The 19,568-nt window shown below is 74.4% G+C and carries 18 protein-coding genes; 11 read left to right on the forward strand and 7 right to left on the reverse strand.

Annotated elements, in window-relative coordinates:
* Positions 1 to 77: 77 nt before the first annotated feature.
* Positions 78 to 1,229 carry a serine hydrolase domain-containing protein gene (locus tag ABT048_RS02440; protein ID WP_350519432.1) on the reverse strand — a complete coding sequence of 384 codons (1,152 nt, stop codon included), beginning with the start codon at positions 1,227 to 1,229 and terminating at the stop codon, positions 78 to 80.
* 219 nt (positions 1,230 to 1,448) lie between these two features.
* On the opposite strand from ABT048_RS02440, the gene ABT048_RS02445 reads away from it, so the two are divergent.
* Complete coding sequence (locus ABT048_RS02445; protein ID WP_350519433.1) at positions 1,449 to 2,054, forward strand: DUF2306 domain-containing protein; 606 nt, start codon at positions 1,449 to 1,451, stop codon at positions 2,052 to 2,054.
* Between the two features lie 64 nt (positions 2,055 to 2,118).
* On the opposite strand, the gene ABT048_RS02450 is transcribed toward ABT048_RS02445, so the two are convergent.
* Together ABT048_RS02450 and sigJ are read right to left on the reverse strand one after the other, a co-directional pair.
* On the reverse strand, positions 2,119 to 2,499 hold the full coding sequence (locus ABT048_RS02450) for a hypothetical protein (protein WP_350519434.1): 381 nt from the start codon (positions 2,497 to 2,499) through the stop codon (positions 2,119 to 2,121).
* Positions 2,500 to 2,770: 271 nt separating this feature from the next.
* Positions 2,771 to 3,814, reverse strand: coding sequence for an RNA polymerase sigma factor SigJ (gene sigJ / locus ABT048_RS02455; RefSeq protein WP_350519435.1), 1,044 nt, complete (start codon positions 3,812 to 3,814; stop codon positions 2,771 to 2,773).
* Positions 3,815 to 3,937: 123 nt separating this feature from the next.
* Here sigJ and ABT048_RS02460 point away from each other — a divergent pair, with 123 nt between their 5' ends.
* The 4 genes from ABT048_RS02460 to ABT048_RS02475 all read left to right on the forward strand — a co-directional run bounded on the left by ABT048_RS02460 (position 3,938) and on the right by ABT048_RS02475 (position 6,809).
* Complete coding sequence (locus tag ABT048_RS02460; RefSeq protein ID WP_350519436.1) at positions 3,938 to 4,414, forward strand: carboxymuconolactone decarboxylase family protein; 477 nt, start codon at positions 3,938 to 3,940, stop codon at positions 4,412 to 4,414.
* 107 nt (positions 4,415 to 4,521) lie between these two features.
* Complete coding sequence (locus tag ABT048_RS02465; RefSeq protein ID WP_350519437.1) at positions 4,522 to 4,998, forward strand: carboxymuconolactone decarboxylase family protein; 477 nt, start codon at positions 4,522 to 4,524, stop codon at positions 4,996 to 4,998.
* A gap of 210 nt (positions 4,999 to 5,208) precedes the next feature.
* The gene (locus ABT048_RS02470; protein WP_350519438.1) at positions 5,209 to 5,730 is read left to right on the forward strand and encodes a SixA phosphatase family protein; all 522 of its coding nucleotides are present in this window, start codon (positions 5,209 to 5,211) and stop codon (positions 5,728 to 5,730) included.
* A gap of 215 nt (positions 5,731 to 5,945) precedes the next feature.
* Positions 5,946 to 6,809: a YhjD/YihY/BrkB family envelope integrity protein gene (locus ABT048_RS02475; protein WP_350519439.1), complete on the forward strand. Its 864-nt coding sequence runs from the start codon at positions 5,946 to 5,948 to the stop codon at positions 6,807 to 6,809.
* Positions 6,810 to 6,995: 186 nt separating this feature from the next.
* On the opposite strand, the gene ABT048_RS02480 is transcribed toward ABT048_RS02475, so the two are convergent.
* Both ABT048_RS02480 and ABT048_RS02485 read right to left on the reverse strand, forming a co-directional pair.
* The gene (locus ABT048_RS02480) at positions 6,996 to 7,187 is read right to left on the reverse strand and encodes a hypothetical protein (protein WP_350519440.1); all 192 of its coding nucleotides are present in this window, start codon (positions 7,185 to 7,187) and stop codon (positions 6,996 to 6,998) included.
* Positions 7,188 to 7,255: 68 nt separating this feature from the next.
* Positions 7,256 to 8,629, reverse strand: coding sequence for a serine/threonine-protein kinase (locus tag ABT048_RS02485; RefSeq protein WP_350519441.1), 1,374 nt, complete (start codon positions 8,627 to 8,629; stop codon positions 7,256 to 7,258).
* A gap of 265 nt (positions 8,630 to 8,894) precedes the next feature.
* On the opposite strand from ABT048_RS02485, the gene ABT048_RS02490 reads away from it, so the two are divergent.
* A complete protein-coding gene (locus ABT048_RS02490) occupies positions 8,895 to 9,338 on the forward strand; it encodes a hypothetical protein (protein WP_350519442.1) in 444 nt (147 codons plus the stop codon).
* Between the two features lie 71 nt (positions 9,339 to 9,409).
* Positions 9,410 to 11,020 (forward strand): hypothetical protein, encoded by a 1,611-nt coding sequence (locus ABT048_RS02495; protein ID WP_350519443.1) that lies wholly within the window; start codon positions 9,410 to 9,412, stop codon positions 11,018 to 11,020.
* A 64-nt stretch (positions 11,021 to 11,084) separates the two neighbouring features.
* Here ABT048_RS02495 and ABT048_RS02500 read toward each other — a convergent pair whose 3' ends face one another.
* The gene (locus ABT048_RS02500) at positions 11,085 to 11,750 is read right to left on the reverse strand and encodes a histone deacetylase (protein WP_350519444.1); all 666 of its coding nucleotides are present in this window, start codon (positions 11,748 to 11,750) and stop codon (positions 11,085 to 11,087) included.
* A 424-nt stretch (positions 11,751 to 12,174) separates the two neighbouring features.
* Between ABT048_RS02500 and ABT048_RS02505 the strand changes: the two genes are divergently transcribed.
* The 3 genes from ABT048_RS02505 to ABT048_RS02515 all read left to right on the forward strand — a co-directional run bounded on the left by ABT048_RS02505 (position 12,175) and on the right by ABT048_RS02515 (position 17,653).
* Positions 12,175 to 16,188: a Pls/PosA family non-ribosomal peptide synthetase gene (locus ABT048_RS02505; protein ID WP_350519445.1), complete on the forward strand. Its 4,014-nt coding sequence runs from the start codon at positions 12,175 to 12,177 to the stop codon at positions 16,186 to 16,188.
* A 127-nt stretch (positions 16,189 to 16,315) separates the two neighbouring features.
* Entirely contained in the window at positions 16,316 to 16,579 is a 264-nt protein-coding gene (locus ABT048_RS02510; RefSeq protein ID WP_350519446.1) for a DUF4287 domain-containing protein, read from the forward strand.
* Positions 16,580 to 16,942: 363 nt separating this feature from the next.
* A complete protein-coding gene (locus ABT048_RS02515; protein ID WP_350519447.1) occupies positions 16,943 to 17,653 on the forward strand; it encodes a hypothetical protein in 711 nt (236 codons plus the stop codon).
* Positions 17,654 to 17,768: 115 nt separating this feature from the next.
* On the opposite strand, the gene ABT048_RS02520 is transcribed toward ABT048_RS02515, so the two are convergent.
* Positions 17,769 to 18,215 (reverse strand): anthrone oxygenase family protein, encoded by a 447-nt coding sequence (locus ABT048_RS02520; RefSeq protein WP_350519448.1) that lies wholly within the window; start codon positions 18,213 to 18,215, stop codon positions 17,769 to 17,771.
* Positions 18,216 to 18,305: 90 nt separating this feature from the next.
* On the opposite strand from ABT048_RS02520, the gene ABT048_RS02525 reads away from it, so the two are divergent.
* Entirely contained in the window at positions 18,306 to 18,884 is a 579-nt protein-coding gene (locus tag ABT048_RS02525; protein ID WP_350519449.1) for a TetR/AcrR family transcriptional regulator, read from the forward strand.
* Positions 18,885 to 19,568: the final 684 nt, after the last annotated feature.

Genomic DNA, 19,568 nt, shown 5'->3' on the forward strand with positions numbered 1-19,568 from the left:
CGTACGGCCCGAACGCGGGCACCCGCCAGGCCGTTGCCCACCCGCGCCGGCCGAGGCTCACCCGCGACGGCCGAGGCTCACCCGTGCGCCGCGGCCCCGGCGCACAGGGCGTGGTCGACCAGGTCCCCGGCCGCCTTCTCCTGCTCCCGGATGTGCGCCTCGGTGTCGCCGCGCGCCTCCGACATGGAGACCACGACGCTGCGCCGGCCGTCCTCGGTGACGCCGTTGAGGGTGATGTAGCCGCCGTCCCCGCCCTCGTGGCTCCAGTACGTCCCCCCGCAGGTGAGGGGGCGTGAGACCAGGCCGAGCCCGTACCGGCCGCCGAGCAGCCGCTCCTGGACCTCCGGGCTCTCCTCGGTCGGCTGCTTCATCTCGGCCAGCTGCCGGGGAGGCAGCAGCCGGCCCGAGAGCAGCGCGCGGAAGAAGGCGTTCTCGTCGCGCGTGGTGGTGACCCACGACAGCTCGGTGGACACCGGCACCTGCACGGTGACGTCCTTCTCGGCGCCGGGGCCGTAGAACTGGTAGGCCTGCGCGTGCGGTCGGGGAAGGGTGGGGGTGGCGCCCGTCCACCGGGTGTGGTCCAGGCCCAGCGGGCGCAGGATGCGGTCCTCGATCTCCTGGTGGGAGGAGCGGCCGGTGGCCTGCCGGATGATCATGCCGAGCAGGACGTAGCCGGTGTTGGAGTAGCTCCAGCCCTGGGTGGGCTCCTGGGCCATGGCGCGCTCGACCAGCTCCTCGGAACTGTGGACGTCGAAGCGCTGCTCGTCGTACTCCTGCGCCGTGTCGTAGCCGGGCAGGCCGGCGTCGGAGATGCCGGCGGTGTGCCGGAGCAGTTGGCGGACGGTGATCTTGTGGGGGTCGTAGTCCTTGCCCCACGCCACGTCCGGCAGCCACCGGTCGACCGTGTCGTCCAGGGACAGCCGGCCCTCGGCCTCCAACTGCAGGACCACGGTGGCGATCAGGGTCTTGGACGTGCTGGCCATCCGGAACCAGCCGTCGGGGTCGACCGGGCGCCCGGTGCGCAGGTCGGCGGTCCCGCTGGTGGCGACCGAGGACCGGCCGTCCGGCCCGACCGCGCGGGCCTGCACACCGCTGATGCCGAGCGCGTGGATCGCCTCCGCGTCCCGGCTCAACTGCTGCGCGAGGGAGGGGGATTCGGGCCGGGCGACGGCCGGGGCCGCGCCGGCGGCGAGCAGCACGGCGGCACCGGCCGCCACGGCGAGGCGCATTCGCAGATTCGATGTCCTGTGCGGAGTCATGGTCGGACGCTAACCAGCTCCGGCCGCCGCCGGTGCGTTCTCGGGTTCACCTCAGGGAGGATTGGGGGGACACCCCCATGGCGGAAGCCCAAGTACCGTGCCCCGTAGGGGACATGAGGGTTCTTTGGGGGATCCCCCTCGGGGTTGCCCCCGATGCCGGGCCCCCGCAGCCGCCACCACACTCGGGGCATGCGCATCACGCGGGCCGGTTGGGCCATCATGACGGTGCTGTCCACGTTGATCGTCCTGCTGTCGGCCAGGTACGCCGGCCTCGACCCGGACGACTTCTTCAGCGAGCAGCGCGCCACGTACCTGGCGCACGAACTGCCGCTCGCCGTCCACATATCCGGTGCGGTCCTCGCCCTCGGGGTGGGGCCGTGGCAGTTCTCGGCGCGCCTGCGCCGGCGGTGGCCGCGCTGGCACCGCCGCATCGGCGTCACCTACCTGCTGGGCTGCCTGGTCGGCGGGATCGGCGCACTGCTGCTGGCGCCGGTCGCCTACGGCGGCACGGTCGCCCGGCTCGGCTTCGCCTGCCTGGGGGTGGCCTGGCTGGTGACCGGCGGCACCGGCCTGCGGATGATCCTGCGGCGCCGGGTGGAGGACCACCGGCGCTGGATGGTGCGCAGCTTCGCGCTCACCTTCGCCGCCGTCACGCTGCGGCTCATGCTGGTCGCCGCCAAGGCCGCCCAGCTGGACTTCCGCACCTCGTACCTGGTGATCGCCTGGCTGTGCTGGGTGCCGAACCTGCTGCTGGCCTGCTGGTTCACCCGCCCGCGTCGCCCGGTGCGGGCCTGAGCGGTCCCGGACGGCAGGGCGCCCCGGGCCCGGGGGCCGGGGCCGGGGCGCTCGGGGCCGCGGGTCAGGGGGTGGTGCAGACGGCGGTCGCGCGGATCGACTCGTCCACCGTGTTGGTGTTGGTGCCGCGCACGACCCAGGCGCTGCCGCTCGGGTAGGAGTCGGTGAAGAAGATCTTGAAGGCGCTGGTCTGGCCGCCGCCGCCGGTGGGCACCTGGCCGGACGGACAGGTCACGGTGGCCACCCCGTTGGCGCCCGGGTGCACGACGACCCAGTCGCCGAAGAGCTGCGCGTGCGCGGCCAGCATCGAGGGGTCGGAGGCGGCCGCGTTGCCGGGGACGGTGACGGTCGGCTTCATCGCGGGCTTGTCGTCGGCGGCGGCGCTCGCGGCGCTGCCGGCCAGGAGGCCGACGACGGCGAGGGCGGTCAGGGCGAGGGGCTTCATACGGGACTCCTGAGAGATCGGGTTCCGGTTCCGGTCGACGCGGGGCGGCTCCCCGCGTCGCACCCGATCCGTACCCGAACGACTCGGTCGGCCGCGGGAGGGCACGCCGGGCTACTCGGGAGGAGGAACACCGGCGCTCGGCCGGGCTAGCAGCCTGCTCGGCGCCGTACCGGGCCGCGGGGAGCGGGAAGTCGGCCGGTCCGACTTCCTGCTCCACGGCCTCTCCACAACTCCCGCTACTGCTCCCGCTACTGCTCCCGCTCCCGTACCGCTACCGCCGCCGCTCCTGCGGCCGCAGGCCGAGGTCGGAGACCTCTCCGAGGTGGGCGAGCTTGTCGGGGTTGGACACCGAGTGGAACGCCCGGACGGCGCCGTCGGCGATGTCGAGCGCGATGACACCGGCGACGCGCCCCCGGGCGTCCAGCAGGACGGCGCCGGGCCGGCCGTTGATCCGGGCGTACCGCCGGGAGATGCCGAGCGAGCGGTTGCGGTCGAAGCCGAACAGCAGCAGTCGGGCGACGCGCTGCAGGCCGCTGACGGACCTGCCGACCGCCCGGGCCTTGCCGCCGCCGTCGCCGTGGAAGACGACGTCGGGCGCGAGCAGGTCGAGCAGCGCCTCCAGGTCGCCGCCCTCAGTGGCTGCGAAGAAGCGGCGGGCGAGTTCGTCGCCCTCCGCGCGCCGCGCCGCAGTGGGCTCCGCGCCCGGACCCGGACCCGGGGCGAGGGCGGGGGCGGGGGCCGGGGCCAGGTGCCGGCGGGCCCGGGCGAAGATCTGGCGGCAGTTCGCCTCGGACTTGCCGGTCATCTTCGCCACCTCCGGGTACCCGTACCCGAAGGCCTCGCGCAGCAGGAACACCGCCCGCTCGGCGGGGGAGAGGGACTCCAGCATCAGCAGGAAGGCCATCGACAGCGCGTCGGCCAGCTCGGCGTGCTCGGCCGGGCCGCCGGGGCGGTCGGCGAAGGCGACCACCGGCTCGGGCAGCCACTCGCCGACGTAGCTCTCGCGCCGCACCCGGGCCGACTTCAGGTGGTTGATGCCCAGGCGGGTGACCGTGGTGGTCAGGTACGCCTTCGGGTCGGTGACGGCCGTGCCGGCCCGGTCGGCGCGGGTCAGGCCCAGGAAGGTGTCCTGGACGAGGTCCTCGGCGTCGCCGACCGAGCCGGTCATCCCGTAGGCGATGGAGAACAGCAGCGGACGGTACCCGACCGCCTCCGCGACGCCCGCACCCGCCGTCTCCGCGACGCCCGCACCCGCCGTCTCCGCGACGCCCTCCGCCGCACGTGCCGCGCCCGTCGTCCCTGCCGGTCCCGCCATGGATCCCCCTCCCCGGCGCCCGTCCCGTCCCGGGTGGCGCACGTCACATCCGGGCCCTGTCACAGCCCGGACGGCTGCCCTGTCTCAGAGGGCAGCAACGGACAACGTACCGAGGAGCGCACCATGGAAGCCCGTCTGAGCCCCTTCGCCAGCCCCGTCATGGGCAAGGTCTACAAGCACTTCATCGCCGCGAGCCAGGCCGTCACCGACGAGGTCCTGCCGTACGCCACCCAGGAGTTGGTGCGGCTGCGGGTCAGCCAGATCAACGGCTGCGGCGCCTGCGTCGACATGCACGTCAAGGAGGCCCTGCACGCCGGGGAGGACCCGACGCGCCTGAGCCTGGTCGCCGTCTGGCGGGAGGCGACGGTGTTCACCGAGGCCGAGCGGGCCGCCCTGGAGCTGGCCGAGCAGGGCACCCGGATCGCCGACGCGGCCGGCGGGGTCGGCGACGAGGTGTGGGAGAACGCCGCGAAGCACTACGACGAGGAGCAGCTCGCGGCGCTGGTGTGCGTGATCGCGATCATCAACGCCTTCAACCGCGGCAACGTGATGACCCGTCAGCCCGGCGGCGGCTACGAGGTCGGCAAGTACCACCTCTGAGCCGTGGTGTGGTGCGGGTCACGCCGCGGGCTCCCGCGGGGCTGTCACGGGGAGCCCGGTGCCGCGCTCTTGAGGGGGACAGCGGAACACCGGACAAGGAGTACACCGTGGAACCCCGACTGGACGCCCTCGCCAACCCCGTCATCGGCAAGGTCTTCAAGCACCTCGTCGCCGCGGGCAGGCCCGTCGCGGAGTCGACCCTGCCGTACGTCACGCAGGAGCTGGTGAAGCTGCGCGCCAGCCAGATCAACGGCTGCGGCTTCTGCGTCGACATGCACACCAAGGACCTCGCCGCCGCCGGCCAGGACGCGACGCGGATCAGCCTCGTCGCGGCCTGGCGGGAGGCGACGGTGTTCACCGACGCCGAGCGGGCCGCCCTGGAGCTGGCCGAGCAGGGCACCCGCCTCGCCGACACGGCCGGCGGCGTCGGCGACGAGGCGTGGGAGAACGCCGCGAAGCACTACGACGAGGACCAGCTCGCCGCGCTGGTGGCCACGATCGCCCTGATCAACGCCTTCAACCGGGGCAACGTCATGCTCCGCCGGCCCGGCGGCGACTACCGACCCGGCCAGTTCGCCTCCTGAGGGAGCCGCCCCCGGCCGGCCGTGTTCGTGGGGTGGGGCGCCCGGGCCGGCCGGCGGGGCGCGGGGCTCCTTTCACCCGCACGGGTGAACCTCACCGACCCGAACCGGCCAACGGGCGGTCGGCGCGGGCCGGTTGCGGGGTCCGGCCTGCCACGATCCTCGCGTCGCGTCCGTACGGCGAGGGCCCGTGCGGGGGAGAGGGAGAAGCCCATGTCCGAGGAAATGCCGCGCCGGATCGTCGTGGTCCGCCACGCCAAGGCCGAGCATCCCGACGGTGTGGAGGACCACGAGCGTCCCCTCGCCGAGCGGGGCCGCCGGGACGCCCCGGCGCTCGGCCGCTGGATCGCCGGCGCCGGCCTCACCCCCGACCTCGCGCTCGTCTCCACCGCCCTGCGGACCCGCCAGACCTGGCAGCTCGCGGCCGCCGAGCTGCCGGCCCGGCCCAGGACCGTCTTCGAGGAGCGCCTGTACGGGGCGGGCGCCGGGGAGATCGTCGCCGTCCTCAACGAGACGCCCGACACGGTCCAGGACCTGGTCGTGGTCGGCCACAACCCCGCCGTCCACGCCCTGGCCGAGGCCCTGGCGGGCGAGGCCGAGGGCGGCCTGTCGGCGCGGATGGACGGCAGCGGCTTCCCGACGGCCGCGGCCGCGGTGCTGACGTTCCAGGGCGACTGGAAGAGCGTCGAGCCCGGCGTCGCGAGGCTGGTCGCCTACTGGACGCCCCGCTCCTGAACGCCCGCTCCTGAACGTCCGCTCCTGAACGCCCGGGCCGCAGCGCTGCCCGCCACGGCCTGCCCGCCACGGCCTGCCCGCCGCGGCGCTGCCCGCCGTGACCCGGCCGCCGCCACACCGTCACCACGACTCCGGAGGACCAGACGACACGCATCAGCCGCGAGACCGTCCTGAGGACGGCGACCTTCTGGCTGCGCCCGGCGTTCGCCCTGCGCGTGTTCAGCCGGTTCCAGCGGCTCGTGGGCTTCGACCGCTCGATGGCCCTGTCCTCCGCCGCCCTGACCGCCCTGGTGCCGCTCGCCCTCCTCTTCAGCTCTCTCGTGTCCAGCCTGGGCGGCGGCAAGGACATCGCCGACCGCGTCATCGACCGCTACGGCCTCACCGGGGACGGCGCCGAAGCCGTACGCGACATGCTCACCGCGTCCGGCGACTGGACCAGCGTGGGGCTCTTCGGGATCGCCTTCCTCCTCGTGTCGGTGCTGAGCTTCGCGCGCGCCGCCCAGCGGCTCTTCGAACAGGGCTGGGAGCTGCCGCCGTTGAGCGTCCGCAACACGGTGAACGGCCTGAAGTGGATCGCGCTGCTGGCCGCCTACGCCGCCCTGACCGGCCTGGTCCACGCCACCCTGGGCCGCAGACCGCTGGAGCTGGCGGCGGCGGTCGTGGACGCGCCGCTGACGGCGGCCTTCCTCGTCTGGGGCGGCCGGCTCCTGTCCGCCGCCCGGATCCCCTGGCGCGACCTCGTGCCGTTCGGGGCCATCGGGGCCCTCCTGCTGACCGGCTACTCGGTGGCCATGAGCGTCTACCTGCCCCACCTCTTCAACTCCTACACGAACCGCTACGGCGCGATCGGGGCGGTCTTCGCCATGCTCTCCGCGCTGTTCGGGGCCATGCTCGCGACCGTCGCCTCGGCAGCGCTCGGCAAGGAGGTGCAGGACGAGCTCGACCGGATCGGCCGCGGCGAGCGCCCGCCGGACAACGAGGTCCGCCAGGAGTGGGACACGGTGCTCCGGCAGGCCCGCTCGCGCTGGCAGACCACCCGCGGCCAGAGCGTCCTGGGCCGCCTGAGGAGGAGGCACTGAGCACCCGGCGACCTGCCCGGCGCGGCGGGCCCCACGCCCGGCCGGTGGGTGTCGGCGGCGCGGCCCGGCGACGACCTCGCTCAACCCGACCATCGTGACGTCGATCCGTCCGTGCCCCGTCCCCGGCCCGCGACCGGTTTGCAGCCGTCGGCCTCCAAGCGGCCACGCGCCGTGGCTTCGGCGAACTCAGCGGGGCGACCACGCGCCCTCGGCCGCTTGGCCGTTGCGGCCGGCAACGGCGGCGGCGAGCGCGAGGATCGCCTCGACCTGGGCCATCCGGACGCGCGTGTCCGGGGAGTTCTTGACGGTGAACGACTTCGGGTTCAGCATCGCGAGGAGTTCCTCGGCCCGAGCCGCGTGGGTGGGGTAGTCAGCCATGCGAGCACGGTAGCCCGAAGGCCCGGTGCCGGAGCGGACGTCCCGCGGGTGCGCGGTTCGCGCCCGCGTCAGGGGCGCGGACAGGACTCGGCACGGCTGCGCTCCTCGTCGGTGAGGTCCGGCCCCTCGTCCGCTGCGGCGGTCGGGAAGGCGGTCGGGAAGGCGAGAGGGCTGCCCTGCCGGCTCACACCGGTGGCCTTCTGGCAGAGCCGGACCCAGGCGTCGAGCTCCTGGACGGTCGACTGGGCGTCCTTCAGGCTGCCGAACGAGATCGTGCTGTTCACGTGGGCGCGCTGGTCCTGCGGCAGCCACTTGAGCTGGATGCCGCCGTACGAGTCGTGCACCGAGGACAGGCTCAGGCCGGCCAGGCTCTGGTTGACGCCCTGGTAGACCGCGACGTGGTCGCCGTCCACGCCGACGTAGTACTGGTCCTGCGTCCACTGGTAGCCGAGGTAGCCGGCGCCGACGAACAGGCCGAGCGCGACCAGGATGCCCATCGGGACGGCCAGGGGTCTGCGGGGCGGACCGGGGCGGTCGGATCCGTCCGGACGGCCGGGGGCGTTCGGATGCCCGGGCCCGCGGGGAGGTGGAGCGGGCGTCGTGCCGCTGCCGGCTGCCACCCGCAGCGCGCGGAGGCGGCCGTGGACCTCCTGCGCGGTCTGCGGCCGCCGGGCGGGGTCGCGCTCCAGAAGGTCCGCCACGAGGTCCACCAGCGGTCTCGGCAGGCCGGGGCGGACCGTGTCGAGCCGGGGCGCGGGCTCGTCGAGCTTGCGCCGGACGATCGCCAGGGCGTTGTGCCCGCTGAAGGGCGGGCGGCCGGCGAACACGGCGAACAGTACCCCGCCGAGCGCGTACAGGTCGGACCGTTCGTCACCACGCTCGGTGAGGAACTGCTCCGGCGCCCCGTACTCGGGAGTGCCGGCCGGTGACAGTTCGGAGGACCGTGCCAGGGCGGAGACGGTCAGGGACAGTCCCGCGATCCCGAAGTCGACGACCTTCACCCGGCCGCCGCGGGTGAGCATCACGTTCTGCGGCTTGATGTCGTAGTGGATGATCCGGGCCCGGTGGGCGGCCGCCAGTGCCGCGCAGACCGCCTCGGCGATGTCCAGCCCGAGGACCAGGTCCAGGGTCCCGCGCGCTCGGACGAGTTCGGCGAGGTTCCCGCCGTCCACCTGCTCCATGACGAGGAAGACGACGTCCTCGTGCATGCCGCGGTCGTACACCGCGACCACGTTCGGATGGTTGATCTGCGCCACGGCCACGGCCTCGCGCTCGAACCGCAGCGGCAGCTCCGCGACCGTCGCCGCGTCGAGGACGAGCGTCTTGAGCGCGACGTCGCGGTGCAGGGTGCGGTCGCGCGCGGACCACACCTCGCCCATGCCGCCCCGGCCGAGCCGTCTGGTCAACTCGTAGCGCCCGGCGACCAGTTCCCCGCTCTTCATCGACCGCTCCCGCTGGTTCCCGGCATGCCGGGAACCAGGATACGAACGGCGGGGCCGCGGGCAAGCCGGATCGACCGGACCGGGGCGTGCCTGGTAGGGGTGTTCAGTGCCCGGCGCCACCGTCGAGGACCTACACCGCTTCGTCACGGCTTCGCCACCCGATCGCGAACTTCGGCTCCGTGCAGCACCGTTGGGCCCTATTGTGATCCCGAAACGGGCACGGGCGGCCGGTCCGGCCTGGACACCGACGACGTCTGAGGGGCGCATGGGCGAGTGGGACGGATTCCTGGCGGACGGCTACGACGTGGAGGAGAGCAGCGCCTCGTTCTCCTACTCCGAGACCGACGCCGTCGCGGTCGAGGAGTACACGGAGACCGCGTTCGCGGTCGAGACCGAGGTCGACGTGCACGAGGTCCACGCGGCGGAGGTCGTCGAGACGGTGGAGGCCGTCGAGCTGGTGGAGGCCGTCGAGCTGGTGGAGGTCTCGGACGTCACCTTCGAGACCTACCTGTCCGTGACGGAGACCGACACCGTCGCGGGGGCCTACGAGTCCGATGCGTCGTACGGACACTCCGCGGAGGGCGGCGGCCCCGGTTCCGACGACGACAACGGCCTCTCCCACGACAGTGACGCGGCGCACGACGGTGATCCGGCCCAGGGCGGCGAGACGGCGGACGACACCGGCGCGACGTACGAGGACCTGATCTGACGAGGTCTCGGACACCCGGCGCCCGGCGCCGGGTGTGCTGATCCTCCCCGCCCGCCGCCACCGGAGGTGCCGTGCCCTCGATCACCCTGGACGCCGAACGCCGGATCGCGGCTGCGCCCGAGCAGGCCCGCAACGCCGTGGTGGCGGTGCTCCACCGGTCCGGCTTCCAGCTCACCGCGGACCTCGCCACCGTCATCGAGGCCCAACGCGGCTCCGCCGTACGGGCGGTGATGATGATGCCGGACCAAGTGCCGATGCTGGTGCGGATGAACGTGCTCCCCGAGGCCGGGGCGCAGGCCGCGCTGGTCCGGGTGCACTTCTCGGACCGGGCGCTGTCCACCGTGATGGTCGGGGTGCAGGACCCCTTCCAGCAGGCGTTCCTGTCGACGCTCGCCGCCTTCGACAAGGCGCTCGCCGACCTCGTCCCCGGGACGGCCCCCGACGGCTTCCCCGCCCCGCACCTGTGGGCGCGCCAGCGCAGTTCGGACGTCGCGGAGCGCGGCCACGCCGCCGGGCAACGCCTCGTCGACGGGGCCGCCTCGATGTTCGCCGGCCGCCTCTCGGGCGGGGCGAGGAGTAGCGGCCCGGCGGGCTGGGCGGGCATCACCCACGTCCGGTTCGTCTCGGACGCGGGCCTGGTGATGCTGGGCATGCCCGCCGTCGGCGCGCTGCTGGCGATCCCCGCGCTGATCGGCTCCGAGCGGCCGCCCACGGGCAAGGCGCCCTCGCTGCCGGGCGCGCTCAGGGCGAAGGTGCTCGATCTCGCCGCGCTGATCGAGACCAGGCTCTCCCAGGGCGCCTACGGGGTCCGGACCGTGGAGGTCCCGGACGAGCACCGGCTCACCTTCCAGTTCCTGTACCAGCAGTCGGCGATCCGCTCCCGACTGCCCGTGCGCACGCTGTGCGTCTGCCGGGACTGCAAGCACCCCAAGGTCGTCAACCTGGACCTGAAGCGGCTTCGGGCGAGGAACCGCAACCTCAAGATGCTGGCGTCCGTGCTCGGCGTGACCGCCGGGCGCAGCGACCCCAACCCCTTCCAGGTCTTCAGCACGGTGTTCCGCCAGGCCAAGCTGGAACCCGACTTCATCTGCACCCGCTGCGAGAGCACCGAGGCGTACGAACGCCCCGTCACCTTCTGCCCCGCGTGCGGCGACCAGCGTGCGGAGGCCGTGCTCACCACCTGCGACACGTGCAAGCACGACTTCCGCACCCCGTTCCGCGGCGCGCGCATCTGGGACGACGCACCACCGGCACCGCCGCCGCCCGCAGCGCCGCCTCCGCCCGCGGCACCGCCCGCGCCTGCGGCACCGCCTCCGCCCGCGGTGCCACCCGCGCCGCGCACGCGGCCGGTGCCTGCACCGCCCCCACCCGCGGCACCGCCCGTCACCGGGTTCGGACCCCCGCCCGCCCCGTACCCGGCCGCGCCCGCGCCCGTGCCCCGGCCGGTGCCCGTGCCCCAGCCGGTGCCCGTGCCCCAGCCGTGGTCCTCCCCGCCGCCGGTCAATCCGTACGCGCAGCCCGACGCCGCCACACCCGGACGGCACTGCGCGATCTGCGGCCTGCCGTACCCGGTGCTGTGGAGCGTGCAGGTCCTGCGGGACGGCACCTGGCAGCAGCTGGCGGTCTGCGCGACCACCCCGCGCTGCTCCCCGCCGTCCGCCACCGCTCCCGTGCCGGCCTGAGCGGGCGGTGCGCGGGCCGCCGGTGCCTGCCGGTCCGGTGACTCTCCGGGCGGCTTTCCCCCGTTCAGCCCAGCAGCGCCGCCACCGCTCCCGGTGTCCAGTGCCCGGCCGCGCCGGGGCGGGTGGCGAGGTAGCCCGCGGTGCGCCACGGCCCCCAGGCGTGGGATTCGGCCAGCCCCGCGCCCAGGGTCCGCAGGTACGCGGCGGCGGGGGCGTTGAGGTCGGCGCCGGCCGCGCCCCAGGGGGCGGTGAAGGTGAGCAGCGGGTGCCCGTCCAGGTCGCCGACGTGCAGCAGGGTCTCGTAGCGGCCGGGGCCCAGGGCGGTGCGCCCCTCGGCGAGCACCCGGGTGAGGTCGAGGTCGGCGCCGGGGGAGCGGCGCATCTCCTGGGCGGCGATGTCGCTGAACTGTCCGACCGTCAGAAGATAGGCCCGGCAGGGCACTTCGCCGCGCACGGACGGGTCGTAGAAGGCCGAGCCGCCGCCCCAGGTCAGTGACCGGCCGGCGAAGTACAGGGTGCCCGGCAGCGCGGTCGCGACCGCCCGGCGCGCGGGGCTGCGGTCGCGGCAGCCGGGGTAGGTGTGCGCTCCGCCGTTCGGGCGGCCTCCGCGCAGGTAGCAGGCGAGGCGCGCGGCGTGCAGGTTCGAGCCGTACGCCACGTACCAGACGAGGACCGCGCCGTTCCGGCCGACCGGGGCCCGGCCGGCGGCGCCGCTCCACGGCTCCCTCACAGGAAGGGCCCGCCGTGAGGGCCGCGGGCGTCGTTCATACGGATGTGCGAACCGGGTGAACGGGGCGGAGATCCGACCCAAACCCCCCGATTCGGTGGTAACCCTCTCATCACCGGTACCGTGCCGGGCGCCATGGTGTTCATCACTCTGCCCTCTCCCGTCCCGCCGCCGCACCCTCCGACGGCTACCCTGCACCAGCGAAAACGCCCAGAAACCCCGAAACGACATTCGATTCATTCCCCGTCGCCCCCGTACGGCATCGATGATGAGAATTTCCTTTGACCGCACCCCCGCTGCATCCAGCGGACTCCCAGTGGAGTCATGGTGTGTGGGCGCGCCCGCCGGTGGACCCAGTGTCACCCCCCGTCACCCCACGACACCGCCCGTACGCGCCCCACGACCCCGGAGCCGAGGAACAACCCCCATGGACGCACGCCACGACACGGCCGGCCCAGGCACGCTGCACCGCCCCCACCCGGGCCCCGCAGCCGGCTGGCCCGCGAGCCGGCCCGCGCACCCCCGCAGCCTGCTCGACGTCATCGCCGCCACCGCCGACGCCCACCCCCAGGCGCCCGCGCTCGACACCGGCGACACCGTCCTGGACTACCGCGCCCTGCTCCACGAGGTCGACACCCTCGCCGGACAGCTCGCCGCCCACGGCATCGGCCGCGGCGACCGGGTCGGCGTGCGCATCCCCTCCGGCACCGCCGACCTCTACGTCGCCGTCCTCGCCGTCCTGCGCTGCGGCGCCGCCTACGTCCCCGTCGACGCCGACGACCCCGACGAACGCGCCGACATGATCTGGCAGGACGCCGCCGTCTGCGCCGTCATCGGCGCCGGACGCCACCTCCACGCCGGGCCCGCCGCCCACCCCGGCGGCCACCCCGCCTGGCCCGCCCCCGCCGACGACGCCTGGATCATCTTCACCTCCGGCACCACCGGCCGCCCCAAGGGCGTCGCCGTCACCCACCGCTCCGCCGCCGCCTTCGTCGACGCCGAAGCCCGCCTCTTCCTGCAGTACCAGCCCCTCGGCCCCGGCGACCGCGTCCTCGCCGGACTCTCCGTCGCCTTCGACGCCTCCTGCGAGGAGATGTGGCTGGCCTGGCGCCACGGCGCCTGCCTCGTCCCCGCCCCCCGCTCCCTCGTCAAAGCCGGCACCGACCTCGGCCCCTGGCTCGTGGAACGCCGCATCACCGCCGTCTCCACCGTCCCCACCCTGCTCGCCCTGTGGCCCCACGACAGCCTGGACGCCGTCCGCCTGATCATCGTCGGCGGCGAAGCCTGCCCCGCCGAACTCGTCGACCGCCTCGCCACCGGCACCCGCGAGTTCTGGAACACCTACGGCCCCACCGAGACCACCGTCGTCGCCACCGCCGCCCGCCTGCTGCCCGGCGAGCCCGTCCGCATCGGCGCCCCCCTCGACGGCTGGGAGATCGCCGTCGTCGACCAGGCCGGCCACCCCGTCCCCTGGTACGCCGGCGGCGAACTGCTCATCACCGGCGTCGGCACCGCCCGCTACCTCGACCCCGCCAAGGACGCCGAGAAGTTCAGCCCCCACCCCGCCCTCGCCTCCCCGCGCGTCTACCGCAGCGGCGACCTCGTGCGCAACGACCCCGAAGGCCTCGTCTTCCTCGGCCGCGCCGACGACCAGGTCAAACTCGGCGGCCGCCGCATCGAACTCGGCGAGATCGACGCCGCCCTGCAAGCCCTGCCCGACATCGCGGCCGCGGCCGCCGCCGTCCGCAAGACCCCCGCCGGCGCCGACCTCCTCGTCGGCTACCTCGTCGCCCGCCCCGGCACCACCCCCGACCTCGCCGCCGCCCGCCGCCACCTCCTCGCCCACCTGCCCGCCCCGCTCGTGCCCATCCTCGCCCTCGTCGACTCCCTGCCCACCCGCACCTCCGGCAAGGTCGACCGAGGAGCCCTGCCCTGGCCCCTGGCCACCACCGCCGGCACCGCCGGCACCGCCTCTGCTTCCGCCGGGCAGGCCGGGCAGGCCGGGTACGCCCCGGACGGCACCGCCGGCCGCCTCGCCGCGCACTGGGAACGCCTGCTCGGCACCGCCCCCGGCCCCGGCGACGACTTCTTCGCCCTCGGCGGCTCCAGCCTCACCGCCGCCCGCCTCGTCTCCGACCTGCGCACCCACCACAGCGGCGTCTCCGTCGCCGACCTCTACGCCCACCCCGTCCTCAGCGACCTCGCCGCCTACCTGGACACCCTCACCCCCGCCGCCCGGCCCGCCGCCACCCCCACCCCCACCGCGGACCCCCGCCGCACCGTACGCCGCACCCCCCGCAGCGCCGCCGCCTGGCAGACCCTCCTGCTCCTCGGCATGTTCAGCCTCGCCGGACTGCGCTGGATCCTCGTCCTGATCGCCCTCGACAACCTCACCGGCAACCACCTCACCTGGGCCCCCCACAGCCCCTGGTGGCCCGTCGCCGCCGGCCTCGCCCTCCTCTACAGCGCCCCCGGCCGCACCCTCCTCGCCGCCACCGGCGCCCGCCTCCTCACCACCGGCATCCGCCCCGGCAGCCACCCCCGCGGCGGCCACGTCCACCTCCGGCTCTGGGCCGCCGAACGCTACACCGCCATGCTCGGCACCGCCGCCCTCGCCGGCACCCCCTGGGCCACCCGCTACGCCCGCGCCCTCGGCTGCCGCGTCGGCCCCGGCGTACGACTGCACACCCTGCCCCCCGTCACCGGCCTCGCCCGCCTCGGCGCCCACAGCTCCCTCGAACCCGAAGCCGACCTCGCCGGCTGGTGGCTCGACGGCGACACCCTCCACCTCGGCCGCATCGACATCGGCGAAGGCGCCCGCGTCGGCCACCGCGCCACCCTCATGCCCGGCGCCCGCATCGGCGCCCGCGCCGAGATCGCCCCCGGCTCCTGCGTCACCGGCACCGTCCCGCCCGGCGAACACTGGCACGGCTCCCCGGCCCGCCCCACCACCGAACCCCTCGCCGACTGGCCCGCCACCCCCGCCCCCACCCCCCGCGGCTGGAACCCCTGGAACCTCGCCTACGGCATCGGCTCCGCCGTCCTCGGCCTCGTCCCGATCATCTCCGCACTGCCCGCCCTGCTCGTCGTCTACCCGATGATCGACACCGACCGCACCCTGGCCACCGCCCTCCTCCAACTCCTGCCCGCCACCATCCCCCTCGCCGCCCTCACCCTCCTGTGCCACGCCGCCCTCATAGCGCTGCTCGTACGCCTCCTCTCCCGGCCGCTGCGCCCCGGCTTCCACCCCGCCGACGGCCACGTCGCCTTCTGCGCCTGGGCCGTCAGCCGCCTCAGCGACACCGCCCGGCGCACCCTCTTCCCCCTCTACGCCAGCCTCTTCACCCCCGTGTGGCTGCGCCTGCTCGGCGCCCGCGTCGGACGCCGCGTCGAAGCCTCCACCGTGCTCGCCCTGCCCGGCCTGATGCGCGTCGAGGACGGCGCCTTCCTCGCCGACGACACCCTCGTCGCCCCCTACGAACTGCGCGGCGGCTGGCTCCACCTCGGCCCCTCCCGGGTCGGACGCCGCTCCTTCGTCGGCAACTCCGGCATCGTCGGCCCCGGCCGCCACCTGCCCGACAACTCCCTCGTCGGCGTCCTGTCCGACACCCCCGCCCACGCCCCCGAAGGCACCTCCTGGCTCGGCCGCCCCGCCTTCGCCCTGCCCCGCGTCGCCGACACCGGCGGCGAGGCCCGCACCTACGACCCGCCCCGGCGCCTCATGTGGGCCCGCGCCGGCGTCGAGTTCTGCCGGCTGCTGCCCGTCATCCTCGCCGCCCTGCTCGGCGACCTCGTCCTCGCCGTCCTGCAGGAACTGCGCGACGACTACGGCCTGGTCACCGCCCTCGCCGGCGCCGGGCTCGTCCTGGTCGGCGCCGCCGCCGTCGCCTGCGCCGTCACCACCGCCGCCAAATGGCTGCTCGTCGGACGCTTCCGCGTCGCCGAACACCCGCTGTGGTCCTCCTTCGTGTGGCGCAACGAGCTCTACGACACCTTCGTCGAGGAACTCGCCATGCCCTTCGGCGGCTCCACCATCACCGGCACCCCCTACCTCAACGCCTGGCTGCGCAGCCTCGGCGCCCGCATCGGACGCGGCGTGTGGTGCGAGACCCACTGGCTGCCCGAGAGCGACCTGGTCACCGTCGAAGCCGGCGCCAGCGTCAACCGCGGCACCGTCCTGCAGACCCACCTCTTCCACGACCGCGTCATGCGCCTGGGCCCCGTCCACCTCGGCGCCGGCTCCACCACCGGCCCGCACTCCGTCGTCCTGCTCAACTCCTCCCTCGGCGCGAACACCACCGTCGGGCCCGCCTCCCTCGTCATGCGCGGCGAGAACGTCCCCGGCGCCACCCGCTGGCTCGGCAACCCCGTCGCCGCATGGAACGCCGACCCCACCCCGCCCGCCGGCCGCCGACGCCGCCGGGCCCCCGCGGCGGCGTGACCCGGCGGTGTGACGCGGATCACCCCGGGTGGGCGATGAGTCGGCGGTGCGGTCACGGTCCTACCTCGTGACCGCACCGCTTCGGCTTTGCCGCTCCGGCTCTGCCCGACCGAGAGGAACCACGCTCATGACCGCCACCCCCGTGAAGAAGCCCGCTGCCGCGACGACCGCCAGCGCGAAGCCTGCTGCCGCGAAGGGCAACCCGGCCTCCTACTTCCCGTCGATCGAGAAGAAGCACGGCCGCCCCATCGAGGAGTGGAAGGACCTCATCCGCACCTCGCCCCTCACCAAGCACATGGAACTCGTCGCCTGGCTCAAGGCCGACCACGGCCTCGGCCACGGCCACGCCAACGCCCTCGTCGCCCACACCCTCGCCGAACGCGCTGCCTGACCGCCGCCCCGGCGCCGCTGGGGCGGCCCGGGGTCCGGCCGCTGCTGCGCCACCCGGCCGGTCGCCGGTCGCCGTCCGACACGATCGCCCCGCCACCGTCCGGCGCACTGCCCGGCCGGGGGTGGCGGCCGTCTGACGCGGTGTCTCCATCCGTGCCGTCCGCCTCGCCGCGCGGCTGGGCGCCCGGTCGCCGCCCCACACACTGCCCGGCCGCCCGTCTGGCGCGCCACTGCCCAGCCGCCCAGCCGCCGCGCCTTCCCCTCCCTCCCTTCCCCCGACGCGCCGACCGGCCGCCGGGAGCCCTGTGGGAGAGTACGGGCGATCTTGAATCCTGGGGGTGGATAGTTGCGTACGCGTCATTCCATGGCGGCCGGGCTCGTCCTGGCTGTCCTCGCAGTCCCGGCCTGCTCCGCAGACCCGAAGGCCCGGCCGGCGGCCGCCCCGGGCACCGCGACCGCCTCGGCTGCCGCAGCCTCCGGCGGGCTGCGCGCGGGCCTGCTGACCGCGGACCGGCTCCCCCCGGGCTTCCAGCTCGACACGGAGAAGGTCAACGCGACGACGACCGACCCCCCGCACACCCCCTCGCCGACCCCCATCGCCTCGATGCCGTGCTCCGAACTCGGCGTCGAATCCTTCATGACCAAGCACGCCCGGCCCGCGGAGGACGTGGCCGTGGGGGTGACCCGGCCGCCGGTGCGCGACGACGACATCGGCTGGTTCGGCCAGGAGGTGCTCGACCGCTACGCCCCCGGGCAGGCGGCCGAGGTCATGGCCGCGATCCGCGGCGTCGCCGGGCGCTGCACCTCCTACACCGACACGCTCCCGAGCGGTGAGCAGCTCCAGGTCACCGCGAGCGTCACGCCGGCCGACCCCCGGGCCGACGACAGCCTCCTGCTCCACATCACCTCGACCTTCCCCGGCGACGCGGCGCCGTGGGTCGACGAAACCGCTTTCATCCGGATGGGCGACGTGATCCTGGTGGTTCAGGAGATCGTCGAGAGCGCGCCGACGTCGGGCACGAGGGACGTCTTCGCGGCCGCCGTGACCACCTACCGCGCCACCGCCGCCGGCTGACGCCCGTACGGCGGCACGGCACGCATCGGGGCCCTCCAGGTGGAGGGCCCCGATGCGTTCCGGGAAGCGACTCGGCACCGTCCGGGTGCCGGCTGCGCGGCCGCGGTCTGCGGGTTCAGACGAGGGCGGCGGCCAGCAGGGCGAAGGCGGCGATGATGACGGCGACGCGGGCGTAGTGGTAGCGGTCCCAGCGGTTCATCTGCTCCTTCCAGTCCTCGGGCCGGTTCTCCGGGGTCCACGTCTTGCCCCGGTTGTTGATCGGGACGAGCAGCAGGATCGACATGATCACGCTGAGGATCAGCAGTGCGGCGGCGATGACGACGAGGCCGGCGCCGTGCTGGTGCCATCCGGCGACGGCCCAGACCGCGGCGAGGGCGAGCGAGCCGATGTACCAGAACGGCATCACGGCGCCGAGCATCCGGCCCCCGTGGGCGCGGCCGAGCTGGCCGCTGTCGTCGGGGAGTGCGTCGAGGATCCGGTTGATGACGAAGGCGACGGAGAACTCCACCCCCACCATCACTCCGACGACCACGGTGGTGACGACCTTGAGTGCGTCGAGCATGATGACCCCTCCGGGATCTAGCGCTGCTAGGTGACGAGTCAACGCTAGTCCTGCTGCCGCTCACTTGTCTAGCGGTGCTAGGATCGGGTCATGTCGGTACAGGAACGCAAGGAACGCGAACGGGCGGCCCGCGAGCGCCTCATCGTGGCGACGGCCCGCGAACTCGCCGAGAACCAGGGCTGGGACGCGGTCACCACCCGCCGGCTCGCCGAGCGCATCGAATACAGCCAGCCCGTCCTCTACAGCCACTTCCGCGGCAAGCGCGAGATCATCGGCGCCGTCGCCCTGGAGGGTGCCGCCGAGATGGCCGTGGCACTGCGGGCCGCGACCGCCGCCGCGGACGGCCCCCGCTCCCGGGTCACCGCCCTCGCCCGCACCTACCTCGACTTCGCCGAACGCAACCCGGCGGTCTACGACGCCATCTTCCGGCTCGACGGCGGCCTGGCCTTCGCGGTCGAGGACACCCCGGAGCCGCTGAAGGACGCCTTCGCCGCCCTGCTGGAAAGCCTCGGCGAGGTCGCCGGGGACGGCGTCCACCCGGCCCTGTTCACCGAGGTGTTCTGGGCCTCCCTGCACGGGCTGGCCACCCTGACCCGGGCGGGCCGCCTCCCCGCGGCGGAAGCCGACCGGAGAGTGGAACTGCTGGTGGACCGGCTCGCCGTGGTCTGACACGCCACCCCGACGAAACCCCGACCTCCACCCGAACGCCGCCGAAGCCGGCCAGGTCGACTTCCTGCGCGCATTGGCTGTTTCTGTGGGCGGTCGGGGCCCGGAAGGTCGTCAGGTCGACTTTCCGCTGTCGTGGTGAGCGGCCGCGCCGGGTGGGGTGCTCGCACAGGAAGTCGGCCAAGTCGACTTCTGATGCTGTGGCTCGGAATGGCTGCGTGCGTCGGGGTCCCGCTCCCCGGGGATCCGGCCCCCGCTCGGCTCGGCTGTGCTTCGTGGTGACCCGCACGGGAAGTCGGCGGGGTCGACTTTTGGTGCGTGTTGGCTGTTTCTGTGGGTGGCTGGGGTTCTGGGAGGTCGTCAGGTCGACTTTTCGGCGTCGTGAGCGGCCGTTCCGGGTGGGGTGTTCGCACAGGAAGTCGGCCGGGTCGACTTCTGGAGGGTCATTGCGTGTCGGGCCCTGTGGCCCGGGGTCTGACCTCCGGTCGGTCCGGGGGTGCTCCCGCTGCGCCCCTGGGGCGGGGTCCGTCGTCGGGAGCGGCTGCCCTCGCTCGCGCTCGGTGTGGCCTGTGGGTGTTCGAAGTGGCTGGCGCAGGAAGTCGGCCGGGTCGACTTCTGGAGGGTCATTGCGTGTCGGGCCCTGTGGCCCGGGGTCTGACCTCCGGTCGGTCCGGGGGTGCTCCCGCT

It is taken from the genome of Kitasatospora sp. NPDC096140, from assembly GCF_040303045.1.
In the GTDB taxonomy this organism is placed as follows: Bacteria; Actinomycetota; Actinomycetes; order Streptomycetales; family Streptomycetaceae; genus Kitasatospora.